This is a genomic window from Microvirga arsenatis (assembly GCF_009910705.1).
Classification (GTDB): domain Bacteria; phylum Pseudomonadota; class Alphaproteobacteria; order Rhizobiales; family Beijerinckiaceae; genus Microvirga; species Microvirga arsenatis.
Genome location: NZ_JAAAXJ010000007.1, coordinates 213,516 through 228,757, shown reverse-complemented (window position 1 = coordinate 228,757; position 15,242 = coordinate 213,516). Strand labels below are relative to the sequence as shown.

Sequence of the window (15,242 nt, the reverse complement as noted above, 5' to 3'; positions counted from 1 at the left end):
CAGTACCCTGAGATCCGGAATGCATGGCATCCTGTGTCATCTATCCAAGACCTCAGAGGCTTGCGATCGGAGAGCCCAAGGCAACCAGGATGCGAATGCTCGGCTCATGCCCATCTCACCTTCCATCGCACCTCCGCCGGAACGGGCGCCCCCTATGCCTTAGCATCTCCGGCAGTGGAGGCCGCATAGGTTTCGATGACTTCGTCGATCGCCCCAAATGCCTTGAGCCGCCCATGCTCGAGGAGGAGTGCCTTGTTGCAGATTTCCCGTAGAACTTTGTTGGAGTGCGACGCCAGAACGAGAATCTTGGACTCCCGGGCAAAGCTCTCGAGCCTCTCGTTGGCCTTCTTGAAGAAGCGGGCGTCACCCGTCGCCACAACCTCGTCCAGCAGCAGGATGTCCGTTTCGACATGGGTCGATATGGCGAATGCCAAGCGCGCCCGCATGCCCGAGGAATAGGTCCGCATCGGCAGGTCGAGGAAGTCGCCAAGCTCGCTGAACTCGGCGATGGTGTCAGCCTTTCTCCTCAACTCCGCCTTGCTCATCCCAAGGAAGAGGCCACGAATGAAGATGTTGTCATAGCCGGTTGAGTCCATGTCGAGACCGAAACTAAGGTTCAGCAACGGCGCGACACGTCCTTGAACCGTGACTCTTCCATGCGTGGGCGGATAGAGCTTCGCCATGACGCGCAGAAGCGTGGTCTTGCCGGCACCGTTATGCCCCAGGAGAGCCAGGCGATCGCCTGGCTCGAGCGTGAGCGACAGGTGATCGAGAGCACGCACGACCATCTGACCTGACTGGCTGGATGCCAGCTGGCCGCCGACGGGCTTTTCCCCCTGCGAGGGCACCCTCCTCCTGTCGGACTTTGAAGCCTGGACAGGGAATTCCAGCGTTACGTTTTCAAGTTTGACAAACGCCATCGTTCCGACCTCAAACCCAGAAGGCAATTCGCCGACGCCAATGGGCATAGATCGGAGCGGCAATCACCCAGCCGATCACCGTGATCGCCAAAGCTACGATCCAGAGCAGAGGATCGGGGGCCTGACCCAGAAGCGGAGCGCGCAATATCTCGATGAAATAATAGAAAGGATTGAAATCCACGAAGATCGTACGAAGCCCGCTGACGCTGTCCGGATACCAGAGAATGGGCGTCACAAAGAAGGCAAGACGCATCGCATTCGGGATCAACTGCCCCAGATCCCTGTAACGGACATTGATAAGCCCCAGCAGCAGGCCAACCCAAATCCCGTTCAACAGAACAATTGCCAAGGCCGGTACAACCAGAAGAATGTTCGGGAAGGGCCAAACCTGGAAGAGAACAAGAACCGCCACGTAGACAAGGGAGTTGAATCCGAGAATAACGAGATTCTTCCAAAGAAGCTTGTAGATGTACACCGTGCCCGGAACGGCGATCTCCCGAATGGCGGAAGCGTTGCTCACGAAGGCATCCTTGCCTTCGATCACCAAAGCCTGAAGGAACGCCCATATCATGTATCCTGTCACGAGGTGCGGGATATAGTCGGACATGGGACGACCCATGATCCCGCCGTACAGGGTGCCGATGCAGGTCGCAACGAAAGCCAAACTGAGAGTGTTCCAGAAAGGCCCGATTCTCGAGCGGCGATGGCGCGTTTGCACATCCCGCCATCCGAGCGTCATCCACAACTCGCGCCAACGCCAGCCGTCGCGAACCTCCCGAAAAACCTCCAAAACCTTCGAAACGTCGGTTCTCAACTTCGTTTCCTTGATCCCGTTCTTGGCGCGCAGGGTGACGATCCGAGACATGGAACGGCTTTACTCCCGTGCCTTAACTCCACTGACGAAGATGTAGCTCGATACGACGGCCTACGTCGCACCTGCCGATCATGCCTTAACTACGTTGCTCCGCGCCCCAAGGTAGCGCCCGCGGGTATCGACGATGAGCTTCGCGTGTTGCTCGATGGTGTCGTAGTCGAACCTGTCGTGATCGGTCGCCAGAAGCACCAGATCGTAGCTCGCCAGCGTCTCCGGAGTGAGTTCCACGCTTGCAAGATCGAACGAGTAGCGGCGCATCTTCGGGAACGTCGGAACGTGAGGATCGCTGTACGCGATTTGAGCTCCCCTCGCCTGCAAAAGGCTCATCAGCTCGACGGAAGGCGACTCGCGCATGTCGTCGACATTCTTCTTGTAGGCGATACCGAGCACCAGGATCTTGCTGCCGCGAACCGGCTTGCCTCGATCGTTGAGAGCAGCCGTGATCTTCTCGACAACCCATTCGGGCATCGTGCTGTTGATCTCGCCGGCGAGCTCGATGAAGCGCGTATGAAGGCCGTATTCGCGCGCCTTCCAGGTGAGGTAGAAAGGATCGATCGGAATGCAGTGCCCGCCCAGACCCGGCCCCGGATAGTAGGGAACGAAGCCGAAGGGCTTGGTGGCCGCCGCCCGGATCACCTCGTGGATGTCGATCCCCATGCGGTCGGCGATGATCTTCATCTCGTTCACCAGGCCAATATTGACGGCACGGTGGATGTTCTCGAGGAGCTTGGTCAGCTCCGCGGCCTGGGTGGAACTGACGGGCACGAGAGTGTTGATGACGTGCCCGTAGAGCGCGAGACCCACCTCGAGGCACGACGGAGTGCTGCCACCGCACACCTTCGGAATGTTGTGCGTGCTGAACTTCGCGTTGCCGGGATCCTCCCGCTCGGGCGAAAAGACGAGGAACGCATCCTCACCGACGGTGAAGCCGGCCTTTTCGAGCCGCGGCCGCAGTTCCTCCTCGGTCGTGCCAGGATAGGTGGTACTCTCAAGCGACATGATCTGGCCGGGTCGCATATGCGGCACCAGAGCATCGACGGTGTTGAGCACGAAGCTCAGGTCGGGCTCGCGGTATTTGTTGAGCGGCGTCGGAACGCACAGGATCAGGGCATCAACGTCCTGAGCACGGGTGAGATCGGCAGTCGGCTCAAATCCGCTCTTAACAGCCTTCGCGATGCCCTCGGAACCGATATGCTCAATATAGGTTTCACCCCGCATGAGGGTGTCGACCTTTTCCTGATCGATGTCGAAGCCGACGACCTTATAACCCACTTCGGAGTAGCGGAGCGAGAGCGGCAGACCGACATAGCCTAGCCCGACGATGCCGATCACAGCGGTCTTGTCGTTCAGTCTTTTCAGCAGCGTGTCTTTGTGCATCGGAAACTCGGCCTCAAGCGCTTGGGACGGCGCGATCCTTTTACCAGGGCATCCCCTAGACCGCATACCTTCGGAGGGCGCCAAAGTGCCGCGCCTACCGCAAGGGAAATCATCTCCGGCCAGCAATCCCGACCAGAGCCTTTCGGGGGCCGCTATACCCCGTCGGGGCTTTCCCAGCAACCCTGCCGGCAAGCCTCGGCTCCCGTTGAAAGCTTCCCGCCGGCGCAGGCCCCTGCTTGCCCACCTCCGGGGACCACTTTAGTAGGACAGGCTCGATCTCGAGGAGCATCCATGCGCGTCCTGGCCGTCGCGGTGACCTACAACCCGGACATCCCGCTGCTGGTGCAGGCGTTTGGGGCCCTTGCTCCGCAGGTCGAGGGCATTGCGGTGGTCGACAACGGATCGTCCAATGCGGAAGAGGTGCAGCGCGTTGCCTCCGATGCCGGGGCTACCCTCGTCGCCAGCTCGGAGAACCTCGGCATCGCGGCGGCCCAGAACCGGGGAATCGCCCTGGCACGGGCTGGGGGATTTTCCCATGCCCTGCTGCTCGACCAGGATACGGTTCTTGGCCCTGGAACGGTGGCCAGCTTGGCCGACGGCCTCCGGCTGGTCGAAGAGAGCCACGGGAATGTCGCGGCCATCGGCCCAGCTTATTACGAACTCAACAGCCAAACGCAGACACGGGCCTACCGGGCGCATGGGCTCCGCCTTCTGCGACTTTCTCTCAGGGGCGAGAAACGCCCTCTCGCCAGCGACTTCATCATCGCTTCCGGATCCCTTATCCCCCTCTCGGTCTTCGACACGGTCGGTCCGTTCAGGGAAGATCTCTTCATCGACCTCGTCGACGTGGAATGGTGCTTCAGGGCCCGCGCCGCCGGGTACAAGAGCTTTCTGGCGCCCACGGCCACCGTCGAGCACCGGCTCGGCCGGGGGGTGGTTCGGGTCGGAACGCGGCAGATCGCCATTCATGTTCCGGTTCGGAACTACTACTGGGTGCGAAATGCCCTCTGGCTCGCCCGTCAGCCTTACACGCCGCCGGCCTGGCGGCTCTACTTCCTCAGCCGGTGCGCGGCCTTCCTAGCCACCTACACCACGCTGGCCGACAAGCGGGCCCTGAGGCTGCGCCTGATCGCCAAAGGGATCCGGGACGGGCTCAGGAGCCGGCTCGGATCTCTGGAGGGATAGGGTTCGGCAAGCTCAGCCCACCTGCTCCTGTGCAACCGAGAGTCCCCAATCCAGCAGGGCCGACGAACGGTCCTGGGTGGCGGCTTCCACATAGACGCGCAGCTCGGGGGCGTTGCCCGAGGCCCGGAAATGGACCACCTCGCCGTTCCTGGCGATCATGCGCAGGCCGTCCTGCGGGTCGAGGGACGCCACGCCGCCCAGGCGCGACATCAGATCCTCGCGGAAGGCTTCGTCCTGCTGCAGCCGGTGGAGGAAGGCCGCGCTCCTCTCGCTCGGCACGTTCTTCAGCCGGTTGCTCGCGGCGGCCTTGAAGGCGAAGGCGGCGCCGATCTCGGCCAGGGACCTGCCCTGCGCCGCGACCTCGCCCAGGGCACAGAGGATGGGCAGCATGGCGTCCCGGGTGGGGAGCGCCGCCAGGGTACGGCCGTCGCGCACGATTGTGGAGCCGAGGAGAACGCCGCCATTGGCCTCGAACCCGACCACCGCCCGCGCCCCCGAGCGGATGGCCTCGCCCATGCCCTCGATGACGAAGGGCGAACCGACCCGCGTGCGGATGACCCTGCCGAAGAGGCCCGAGCCCTCCAGGGCCGAGTTGGAGGTCACGGGGGTGACGATGGCGTCCGCCCCCAGGTACTTCGCCGTGATGGCGCCGACCAGATCTCCCCGCAGGAAGGCGCCGGACGCATCGGAGATGAGGGGGCGATCCGCGTCCCCGTCGGTCGAGACGATGGCATCGAGCGCCCGCTCGCCCGCCCACCGGCGGGCCAGGGCCTCGTCCTCCTCGCGCAGGGCCTCGGTATCGACGGGGATGAAGCTCGTGGCCCGGCCCAGCGGCACCGCCCGCGCGCCCAGGGCTTCCAGCACCTGGACGATCACGTCGCGGGCAACCGAGGAGTGCTGATAGACCCCCACCGTCAGGCCCGACAGGGCCTCCTCGCCGAAAAAGTCCCGGTAGCGCGCCCGGTAGGCCTCGAGCAGGTCGATCTCCGGCGCCTGGGCCCGGACGGCGCGGGCGTTGTTCGGCAGGGAATCGATCTTCAGCCGGGCATGCCAGGCCAGGATGGCCGCCTCGTCCTTCTTGTCGATTTCCCCTTGGGCTCGGTAGAATTTCAGCCCGTTGCGGTCCTCGGGGATATGGCTTCCGGTGACCATGATGGCAGGGATCCCGAAGCGCAGCCCATGGTAGGCCAGCGCAGGCGTCGGAAGCGCGCCGCAATCGAGCGGGACGAGGCCCGATGCCTCGAGGGCCGCGCAGCAGAGCTGGGCAATGCTCGGGCTGCTCTCGCGCAGATCCCGCCCGACCAGCACCCGGTTCTTCGCCTCCGCGGCGGAGCCGTCCTCCTTCAGCATTTCCGCGAAGGCGCGTGCGTAGGCAAAGGCGGGGACGCCGTTCAGCTCGACAACAAGCCCCCGCAGGCCGCTCGTGCCGAACTTGAGGGATGAGGGCGCGACTTCCGGAAGATAATCCATGCCAATATGCCTGTTTTTCTACGGGCGAGAGACTTTCACGGCCTGTTCGGCGCAGCGTCTCGCACCGGCTCAATCATGGAAAAACAGTTTTGACCTCTCACACCTTAAGTCAATTCGCTCACTTGGCTCGCACGATTGCCCTCATGGGACAGCCGCGCATTCGGATTACCACTAAGGGTCGGCCGGCAGCCGTATCGTGAAGCCCCGAAAGATGCACGGTGCGGGTCAGACGGCCTCCCATCCGCCTGTGGCCTCGGAGCGGCGGAGCGCGTCGAGGATGCGCATGTTCATCAGCGCGTCGCCCAAGCCATGAGCCAGCGGCTCGGCCCCGCGGACGGCACGGCTGAAGGCTTCTCCCTGGAACTGGTACTGGTCCAGGACCGGAAAATCGACAGCCTGTGCCGAGAGGCCGCCATGCTGGGAACCGTCATCCAGGAAGATGCGGGTCGGCCGATCCGGAGGCGCGTTGAAGGGGATCTCGATCTCGATCCTCCCCTTGGTTCCCAGGACCTGGACCCGCTGGAACGGAACCAACTGCGTGGAAACCGTGAACGTGAGTTGGCGCCCCCCGCCAAAGTCCATCAGGGCGCTCGTGGTGCGGTCGACTCCGAAGGAGGGATCGCGATCCACCAGCGAGACGACGCGCAGAGGCTCGGCCTCGAAGAGGTAGCGTCCTGCAACGACCGCATAGCATCCGATATCGAGGAGCCCTCCCCCGCCGATGTCAGGTCGGTTGCGGATATTGGCCGGGTCGACGTTGAAATACGAAAAGATCACCTGGATCGCCCGCGCCTCGCCGATCCGCCCTTCCCGAACGATCTCGCGGGCGCGGTGCCATTGCGGATGGTGGCGCACCATGAAGGCTTCGGCGATCAGCACCTGGGCTGAAGCCTGGGCGAGTTGCTCCGCCTCGTCGGCGGAGATGGCGATCGGCTTCTCGCACAGGACATGCTTGCCGGCCGCGGCCGCGGCAAGCGTCATGGGCACGTGCAGATGGTTCGGCAACGGGTTGTAGACGGCCTCGATCTCGGGATCGGCCAGCAGCGCCTCGTAGGATCCGTAGGCCTTGCGGATCCCAAGCTCGCCGGCCATGGCGCGCGCGGATGCCTCGTCCCGCGATGCAACGGCCACGACGTCGCAGAGCGGGCTTTTCATCATCCCCGGAACGACCTTGAACCGGCCGATCTTTGCGGTGCTCAACACTCCCCAGCGCACAGGCTTCATCGTGGTCTCCTCAAGACAGGAACGAGATTGAAAGATGCTGCGCCGTCACATCCTGGAGCGGCGCAGCGATGCAAAATCCTTGTGCAGGACCGGGCCCGTGGTGCCGCGCTCCAGCAGGGTCGGCTCCAGGCGGATGCTCCAATCCTCAGGCCTCATCTCGCCCCCGATCATCCTCATCAGCACATCCGCGCCGGTGCGACCCAGCTCGTAGAGGGGCTGCCGGAAGGTGGTGAGCGCGGGCTCGGTGTAATCGGCGAACTCGATGCCGTCGAACCCGATCACCGACACGTCCTGCGGCACGCGGATCCGCTCGGCTCGGACACGCTTGATGAAGCCGATCGCGCTTTCGTCGCAGGCGGCGAAGATGCCGGTCGGGCGTTCCTTCATCTGCAGGAACCCCTCGGCCGCCGCAACGCCCGTGGAGAAGACGAACGGCCCCTCCCACCGCACGAAGTCGGCTGCGCCCAGGCCTGCTTCCGCGATGCCTTCGCAGAATCCCGCGTAGCGCTCCGTCTCGATGATGGAGCCGATCGTGCCGGAGATGTAGCCCAGCCGCCGATGGCCGAGCCGCACCAGGTACTCCACAGCCCTGCGGGCGGATTCCCGGTCCTGGACGACGACGTTGGGAATCGACCTGTCGTCGATGGCGGCGCACATGCCGACGATGGGAAGCCCGGCCTCCTTCATGCTGCGACGCCCGTTTCCCGGAATGTAGCCTGTCAGGAGGAGCACCCCGTCCACCTGCCGGGACAGGGCCAGATCGACGTAGCGCGCCTCGCGCTCCCTGCGGTTGTCCAGGTTGCCGATGATGATGCCGTAGCCTGATTCGGTCAGCTCGTCGTCGACGCCGCGAAGCACCTCGGCAAAGACGGGATTGGTGAGCCGCGGCGCCACCACCAGCACGTTCATGGTGCGGCGGGTGCGCAGCTTCTGGGCCGTGCTGTTGGGGATATAGCCGCTGCGCCGCACCGCCTCCATCACGAGATCGTGGGTTTTCTTCCGGACCTTGTCCGGGTCGGAAAGGACGCGGCTGACCGTGGCCGTTGACACGCCTGCAAGTCGTGCGACGTCGGCAATGCGTATCTCCTTGACCGAACGCCATCTTTTCCGGCTCATGCAGGTTACCTCTAGGGTCCGGAGAAGATGTGTAACCTTCTCTCAGGACCAAAAACTTACATCAACTAGTCTCTTGACTAATCCAAAAACCGACTACAACCTATACCTCAAGATGTAATCGATTACAAAAATCGATAAAACGCTTCTGGGAGGAAGCCATGCGCCTGAAGACACGCGTTTCCGCGTATACCCTTTCTATTGCCCTCGTCTGGAGCTCTGGAGCTCTCGCACAGCAGATGAAGGCCGAGGTTCTCCACTGGTGGACGTCGGCCGGAGAGTCCGCGTCCGTGAAGGTCTTTGCGGACCAGTTCACCAAGGCCGGCGGCACCTGGGTCGACAATGCCATCGCCGGCGGCGCCAACGCCCGCACGGCCGGCATCAACAGGATCGTGGGCGGCAATCCCCCGACCATGATGCAGTTCAACACCGGCAAGCAGTTCGACGAACTGGTCAGCAACGACCTGGTGCGCGATGTCGATGCACAGGCGAAGGCCGGCAAGTGGCGCGAGCTCATGCCCAAGCCGATCGTCGACGCGACGGTGCGCCAAGGCAAGTTCTACGCCGTTCCGGTGAATATCCACGGCCAGAACTGGATGTTCTACAACACCAAGGTCTTTGCCGATGCTGGCCTCGAGCCCCCGAAGACCTTCCCTGAGCTGATCGCCAGCGGCGAGAAGCTGAAGGCCAAAGGCATCATCCCGCTGGCCCTCGGCGGCCAACCGACCTGGGAGCACAACCTCTTCCGGGCGGTCATGGTCGGCCACGGCGGCGCCGACATGTTCCGCCAGCTCTACGGCACCCGCAAGCCGGATGTCGTGAAGAACCCGAAGTTCAAGGAGACGGTGGAGATCTTCGGCAAGATGCGCGGCCTCGTCGACCCGGGCAGCCCCGGCCGCAACTGGAACGACGCGACAGCTCTGGTGATCACCAACAAGGCAGCCATGCACTTCAATGGCGACTGGGCCAAGGGCGAGTTCATCGCTGCGGGCCAGACGGCCGGCAAGGAATATGGCTGCACCGTCGTAGGCCAAGAGCCGAAGCTGGTCATCGGCGGCGACGTCTTCGTCTTCCCTCAGACCAAGGACAAGACGGCCCTGGCCACCCAGGACAAGCTGATCCAGGTTCTGACCGATCCCACCAGCCAAGTCGAGTTCAATAAGAAGAAGGGCTCGATCCCGGTGCGGATGGACGTTGACGTGTCCTCCATGGACGTCTGCGCTCAGAAGTCTCATTCCATCCTGAAGGATCCGGCGAACCAGGTGGAAAGCATGGAGATCCTGAGCCCGCCGAACTTCTCGGGCGCCATGCAGGATGCGGTCACGCAGTTCTGGAACAACCCGAACATGACGGCAGACGCCTTCATCGAGAAGATCGTCAACGCTATGCGCGACGCAGGCTAAATCCTTGCGGCTCGCCTCAGGGGCTGGGGCGAGCCGCCTTTTTTTCACGGCCAGTTCTCTCTCGACGGGATCTCCCGAATGGAAACCATCTCGATCCGCGCCCCAAGTGTCGCATCGAGCGGCACAAGAATCCGGCGCAGCGTGCGAACACGCCTGCCGGCAGCTTTCGCGCTCCTGCCGACCGCGCTCGTCGTTCTCGTCGTCTATATCGGCTGCATGCTCTGGACCGTGCGCCTGTCGTTCACTAGTTCCACGCTCCTGCCCAAGCTCGACTGGGTGGGTCTTGCGCAATACACCCGCCTCTTTGCCAATGACCGCTTTCTGACCTCGGCCTCGAACATCGTCATTTTCGGCACGCTCTTCATCTCCGGCTGTCTCATCATCGGCTTCCTGCTCGCCGTCTTCATCGACCAGAACGTGCGCGGCGAAGGCCTCTTCCGCACGGTCTTCCTTTACCCCTATTCCATGTCCTTCGTGGTCACGGGCGTGGCCTGGCAGTGGTTCCTCAATCCGGGGCTCGGCCTACAGAAGCTCGTCCGCGACATGGGCTTCGAGAGCTTCACCTTCGACTGGCTCGTAAACCAGAGGATGGCGATCTACACCATTGTGATCGCGGGGCTGTGGCACGGTGCGGGGCTGACCATGGCCATCCTGCTCGCAGGCCTGCGCGGCATCGACTCCGACCTGTGGAAGGCCGCCAGGGTCGACGGCATCCCCACCTGGCGCGTCTATACTTCCGTCGTTCTGCCTCTGCTGCGCCCGATGGTCATCACCGCGACCGTGCTTCTCGCCACCGGCGTGGTGAAGCTCTACGACCTCGTGGTGGCCATGACCCTCGGCGGGCCCGGCATTGCAACCGAAGTGCCGGCCAAGTTCGTGATGGACCATCTCTTCGAGCGCAACAACATCGCGCTCGGCACAGCCGCCGCCACCATCATGCTGATCACCGTCGTGAGCATCCTGGCTCCGTGGATCTACGTCCGCTACATCCGTCCGCAAGGGAGGCACGCATGAACGCCGTCGTGCCGCAGGGGCGACGCCCCCGCCATCTCACCGCCGGGCGCATCGGGATCTATGCCTTCCTGGCGACGGCCGCCCTGTTCTTCCTGCTGCCGCTCTGGATCATGGTCGTGACCTCCCTCAAGCCGATGGAGGAGATCCGGATGGGCAACATCCTGGCCCTGCCAGCGGCCATGACCTTCGAGGCCTGGACCAAGGCCTGGTCGTCCGCCTGCACCGGCCTCGAATGCAACGGCATCAGCGTCGGTTTCTGGAACTCGGTGCGCATTCTCGTGCCCTCGGTGATCCTGTCGATCATCGTGGGCGCCATCAACGGCTACGCCCTGTCGTTCTGGCGGGTCCGGGGAGCCAACGTCATGTTCGGCGTGCTCCTGCTCGGCGCCTTCATTCCCTATCAGGTCTTCCTCTACCCGCTGGTGCGCATCTTCTCGCTGACGGGGATCTACAACTCGCTCACCTGCATCGTGCTGGTGCATGTGATCTTCGGCCTTCCGACCATGACGCTGCTCTTCCGCAACTACTACGCGGGACTGCCGATCGAGCTGTTCAAGGCGGCTCGGATCGACGGCGGCGGCTTCTGGTCGATCTTCCTCCGGGTGATCCTGCCCATGTCGACGCCGATCCTGGTGGTCGCGACCATCCTTCAGGTCACGGGCATCTGGAACGACTTCATCTTCGGCCTCACCTTCGCGGGCCGGCAGAACCTGCCCATGACCGTGCAGCTCAACAACATCGTCAACTCGACGCAGGGCGAGCGGGCCTACAACGTCGACATGGCCGCCACCATGCTCGCGGCTCTCGTTCCGCTCGTCGTCTACTTCGTCTCCGGACGCTGGTTCGTCCGCGGCATCGCCGCCGGCGCTGTGAAGGGGTAAGGAATGTCGTCCGTTTCCGTTCGTGATGTGACCGTCGCCTTCGAAGCCGTCCAGGTTTTCGACGGCCTTTCCCTCGACATCCAGGAAGGCGAGTTCATCGTGCTGCTCGGCCCCTCGGGCTGCGGCAAGTCCACCCTGCTCAACGCCATCGCGGGGCTCCTCGACGTGGCCGAGGGGCAGATCTGGATCAACGGGAAGAACGTCACCTGGGAGGAGCCGAAAGACCGGGGCATCGCCATGGTGTTCCAGTCCTACGCGCTTTATCCGCGCATGAGCGTTCGCGAGAACATGTCCTTCGGCCTGAAGATGGCGAGAACGCCCAAGCCCGAGATCGAGAGGCGCGTCGCCAGGGCTGCGGAGCTGCTGCAGATCACTCCCCTCCTCGACCGGCGCCCCGACCAGCTCTCCGGCGGCCAGCGCCAGCGCGTCGCCATCGGCCGCGCCCTGGTGCGCGATGCCGCCGTGTTCCTCTTCGACGAGCCGTTGTCCAATCTCGATGCCAAGCTGCGCAACGAGCTGCGGGTCGAGATCAAGCGGCTGCATGCCCGCCTCGGCAAGACCACGATGGTCTACGTCACCCATGATCAGATCGAGGCCATGACGCTGGCCGACCGCATCGTGGTGATGAAGGAGCAGAAGATCCAGCAGATCGGCACGCCCGACGAGATCTACCACCGCCCGGCCAACCTCTTCGTCGCCGGCTTCGTCGGCTCGCCGCAGATGAACTTCATCAAGGGCAGGATCGAGAACACCGGAGAGGGCCTGAGCTTCCTTTCCGGCGAGCGCCGGCTGTCGCTCGCCGGCTACCAGTTTGCCGCCACCCCGTTGCCGGGCCGGGAGGTCGTGCTCGGCATCCGCCCGGAGCATCTGAAGATCTCAGGCGCCGGCACCTGGCCCGGTTTCAAGGTCGACATCGTCGAACCCATGGGCGCCGACACCGTGATCTGGTGCAGCGACGGCGCAGGCTCGGTCCAGGTTCGCATCGCCGGCTCCCGGCGCCCTGCGCCCGGCGAGAGCGTGACGCTCCATGTCGATCCCACAGAGGTTTCTCTCTTCGCCGCGGATTCCGGCGAGCGCCTCTGACACAACGTCCTGCAGCGGGTCCCTCCACGATCCGTCGCGCCCGTTTTTTCGAACCTCTGAGGGCCTTATGAGCGTCACGGACATCCTTTCGATTCAACTCTACACCCTGAGATCCCTCGAGGATCTCGACCTGATCCTCGACACCGTCGCCGATGCCGGCTACCGCTACGTGGAAGCGGTCGGCTCTCATCTCGACAAGGCTTCGGAGGTCCGGGCGAAGCTCGATGCGCGCGGCCTCAAGGCCTCGTCCAGCCATGTCAGCATGGCGGCCCTGCGCGAGAAGCCCGATGCCATCGTGGATGCGTGCAAGACATTGGGTTTCACGAACCTCTACATGCCGGCCGTGCCCCCGGAGGAGCGCGACATGGCGGCGGATGGCTGGCGCGCGCTCGGCCGTGAGCTCGGGCAGATCGCGGAACGCCTCCAGAAGGACGGCATTCGTCTCGGCTACCACAACCATCATTGGGAGCTGAAGCCGAAGGACGGGGCGAAGACAGCCCTCGAGCTGATCTTCGAGGCTGCCGGCTCGAGCCCCCTCGCCTGGCAGGTCGACGTGGCCTGGCTCGTGCGCGGCGAGGCGGATCCCAAGGACTGGATCGCCCGCTACCGCGACAGGATCACTGCGGCCCATGTGAAGGATATCGCCCCTGCGGGCCAGAACGAGGACCAGGACGGCTGGGCCGACGTGGGCTCCGGCACCCTGAACTGGCGCGAGCTCTGGCGCGTGTGTCGCAGCGCGGGCGCCGAATGGATGGTGGTCGAGCACGACAAACCGGCGGATCCGGCCCGAACGGCCCGCGCCAGCTTCGACTTCCTGCGCTCCATCGAGGATTAGCGATCATGAACTCCCTCAATGTCGGCATCATCGGATGCGGCAACATCTCCGGCATCTATCTCCAGAATATCCCCGCCTACCGCGGCCTCACCCTTCGGGCCTGTGCGGACATGCGGCCGGAGGTTGCTCAGGCCCAGGCGAGCCGCCATGGTGTCGAGGCGCTCACGGTAGATGAGCTTCTCGCCCGCGACGACATCGATCTTGTCGTCAACCTCACCGTGCCGGCGGCCCATTTCGGCGTGTCGCTGGCAGCCCTCAGCGCGGGCAAGCACGTGTTCTCCGAAAAGCCGCTCGCGGTCGATTTCGAGCAGGGGCGCAGGCTCGTGGACGAGGCGGAAGCCCGCGGGCTGCATCTCGGCTGCGCTCCCGATACGTTTCTCGGCGCCGGCGGGCGGCTCGCCCGCAAGCTGGTCGACGACGGCGCCATCGGCCGCATTCTGTCCGGAACGGCCTTCCTGATGTCGCACGGCATGGAGCACTGGCACCCGGACCCGGAGTTCTTCTTCAAGCCGGGCGGCGGCCCCATCCTCGACATGGCGCCCTATTATCTGAGCACCCTCGTCAACCTGATCGGGCCGGTGCAGCGTGTCGTCGCCATGTCCAGCATCGGTTTCCCCGAGCGTGTCGTCACCTCGGACTCGCCGCGCAAGGGACAGCGCATCGCGGTCGAGACACCGACCCACGTGATGGCCCTGCTCGAGTTCGCCTCCGGTGCGCAGGTCACCTTCTGCATGAGCTGGGACGTGTGGAAGCACGGCCACCCGGCCATCGAGATCTACGGCTCGGAAGGATCGCTGCGCGTGCCGGACCCCAACTTCTTCGGCGGCCAGGTGGAGCTCACCGAGCGCGGCGGCGATTGGCGCGCGGTCGATTCGGGCGAGATGCCGCTGGGCGCCCCCAACTGGCGCTCGCCGAACTGGGCCCCCGAGATGCCGAACAAGGCCAATTACCGGGCGCTCGGCCTCGCCGATCTCGCAAGCGCCGTTCTCGACGGCACGCCGCACCGCTCCAGCGGCCGGCTCGGCCTGCACGTTCTCGAGGTCATGCACTCCATTCTGGAAGGCGCGGCGACGGGGCAACCCAAGGCGATCACCACCACGCTCGAGCGCCCGGCCGTCCTGGATGACGCCGATGCGGCCAATCTCTGGAAGGGCCTGCCTCAGACGGCTTCCGCCGCCTGAGGTCCTTCATCGCCTGAGGGGAAGAACGCAACGATGCGGGAAGCGCTCATCGTATGGGGCGGCTGGCACGGCCACGAGCCGGAGCAATGTGCTTCGATCGTCGCCGGAATGCTGCAGGAAGAGGGATTCAAGGTCCACCTCGAACCCTCGACCGAGGCCTTCGCCAGCCCTCGGCTCCATACGATGAGCCTGATCGTGCCGATCTTCACCATGTCGAAGATCGAGAAGGACGAGGCCGCCAATCTCTCGCAGGCCGTTCGCGAAGGCACGGGACTCGCCGGCTACCATGGGGGCATGGGCGACGCCTTCCGCGAGGCGGTCGAGTACCAGTTCATGTGCGGCGGCCAATGGGTGGCGCATCCCGGCAACATCATCGACTACCGTGTGACGATCACCCGGCCCGACGATCCGGTGATGCAGGACATCCGGGATTTCGATTATCGCTCCGAGCAGTACTACATGCATGTTGACCCCTCGAACGAGGTCCTCGCGACGACCACCTTCTCGGGCGAGCACGCCTTCTGGATCGAAGGCGTTGTGATGCCCGTCGTCTGGAAGCGGCGCCACGGGCATGGCCGCGTCTTCTACAGCTCCCTCGGGCATGTGGCAAAAGAGTTCGAGGTACCGGAGATGCGTACCATCCTGCGGCGCGGAATGGTCTGGGCCGCTCGCGCCTGACGAG

The 15,242-nt window shown here is 64.0% G+C and carries 14 protein-coding genes; 8 read left to right on the top strand and 6 right to left on the bottom strand.

The features are described 5' to 3' along the window. Positions 1 to 152: 152 nt before the first annotated feature. The 3 genes from GR303_RS15170 to GR303_RS15160 all read right to left on the bottom strand — a co-directional run bounded on the left by GR303_RS15170 (position 153) and on the right by GR303_RS15160 (position 3,171). Positions 153 to 920: an ABC transporter ATP-binding protein gene (locus tag GR303_RS15170; RefSeq protein ID WP_161723083.1), complete on the bottom strand. Its 768-nt coding sequence runs from the start codon at positions 918 to 920 to the stop codon at positions 153 to 155. Between the two features lie 10 nt (positions 921 to 930). Beyond that, positions 931 to 1,785, bottom strand: a complete 855-nt coding sequence (locus GR303_RS15165) for an ABC transporter permease (RefSeq protein WP_161723082.1) — start codon at positions 1,783 to 1,785, stop codon at positions 931 to 933. Positions 1,786 to 1,863: 78 nt separating this feature from the next. Next, a complete protein-coding gene (locus GR303_RS15160) occupies positions 1,864 to 3,171 on the bottom strand; it encodes a nucleotide sugar dehydrogenase (protein ID WP_161723081.1) in 1,308 nt (435 codons plus the stop codon). A gap of 291 nt (positions 3,172 to 3,462) precedes the next feature. On the opposite strand from GR303_RS15160, the gene GR303_RS15155 reads away from it, so the two are divergent. Next, positions 3,463 to 4,356, top strand: coding sequence for a glycosyltransferase family 2 protein (locus GR303_RS15155; RefSeq protein ID WP_161723080.1), 894 nt, complete (start codon positions 3,463 to 3,465; stop codon positions 4,354 to 4,356). Between the two features lie 12 nt (positions 4,357 to 4,368). Here GR303_RS15155 and GR303_RS15150 read toward each other — a convergent pair whose 3' ends face one another. The 3 genes from GR303_RS15150 to GR303_RS15140 all read right to left on the bottom strand — a co-directional run bounded on the left by GR303_RS15150 (position 4,369) and on the right by GR303_RS15140 (position 8,166). After that, complete coding sequence (locus GR303_RS15150) at positions 4,369 to 5,826, bottom strand: phosphomannomutase (RefSeq protein WP_161723079.1); 1,458 nt, start codon at positions 5,824 to 5,826, stop codon at positions 4,369 to 4,371. 225 nt (positions 5,827 to 6,051) lie between these two features. After that, entirely contained in the window at positions 6,052 to 7,050 is a 999-nt protein-coding gene (locus GR303_RS15145; RefSeq protein WP_161723078.1) for a Gfo/Idh/MocA family protein, read from the bottom strand. Between the two features lie 45 nt (positions 7,051 to 7,095). Next, the gene (locus tag GR303_RS15140; RefSeq protein WP_161723077.1) at positions 7,096 to 8,166 is read right to left on the bottom strand and encodes a LacI family DNA-binding transcriptional regulator; all 1,071 of its coding nucleotides are present in this window, start codon (positions 8,164 to 8,166) and stop codon (positions 7,096 to 7,098) included. A 158-nt stretch (positions 8,167 to 8,324) separates the two neighbouring features. Between GR303_RS15140 and GR303_RS15135 the strand changes: the two genes are divergently transcribed. The 7 genes from GR303_RS15135 (at position 8,325) to GR303_RS15105 (ending at position 15,238) form a co-directional block, all read left to right on the top strand. Beyond that, complete coding sequence (locus GR303_RS15135) at positions 8,325 to 9,566, top strand: ABC transporter substrate-binding protein (RefSeq protein ID WP_161723076.1); 1,242 nt, start codon at positions 8,325 to 8,327, stop codon at positions 9,564 to 9,566. A gap of 78 nt (positions 9,567 to 9,644) precedes the next feature. Next, entirely contained in the window at positions 9,645 to 10,580 is a 936-nt protein-coding gene (locus GR303_RS15130; RefSeq protein ID WP_161723075.1) for a carbohydrate ABC transporter permease, read from the top strand. After that, the gene (locus GR303_RS15125; protein WP_161723074.1) at positions 10,577 to 11,461 is read left to right on the top strand and encodes a carbohydrate ABC transporter permease; all 885 of its coding nucleotides are present in this window, start codon (positions 10,577 to 10,579) and stop codon (positions 11,459 to 11,461) included. Before GR303_RS15130 ends, GR303_RS15125 begins: the two co-directional genes overlap by 4 nt. A gap of 3 nt (positions 11,462 to 11,464) precedes the next feature. After that, positions 11,465 to 12,544 carry an ABC transporter ATP-binding protein gene (locus tag GR303_RS15120; protein WP_161723073.1) on the top strand — a complete coding sequence of 360 codons (1,080 nt, stop codon included), beginning with the start codon at positions 11,465 to 11,467 and terminating at the stop codon, positions 12,542 to 12,544. A 67-nt stretch (positions 12,545 to 12,611) separates the two neighbouring features. Continuing rightward, complete coding sequence (locus tag GR303_RS15115) at positions 12,612 to 13,379, top strand: sugar phosphate isomerase/epimerase family protein (RefSeq protein WP_161723072.1); 768 nt, start codon at positions 12,612 to 12,614, stop codon at positions 13,377 to 13,379. Between the two features lie 5 nt (positions 13,380 to 13,384). Next, positions 13,385 to 14,560, top strand: coding sequence for a Gfo/Idh/MocA family protein (locus GR303_RS15110; RefSeq protein ID WP_161723071.1), 1,176 nt, complete (start codon positions 13,385 to 13,387; stop codon positions 14,558 to 14,560). A 33-nt stretch (positions 14,561 to 14,593) separates the two neighbouring features. Beyond that, a complete protein-coding gene (locus GR303_RS15105; protein ID WP_161723070.1) occupies positions 14,594 to 15,238 on the top strand; it encodes a ThuA domain-containing protein in 645 nt (214 codons plus the stop codon). Positions 15,239 to 15,242 lie beyond the last annotated feature (4 nt).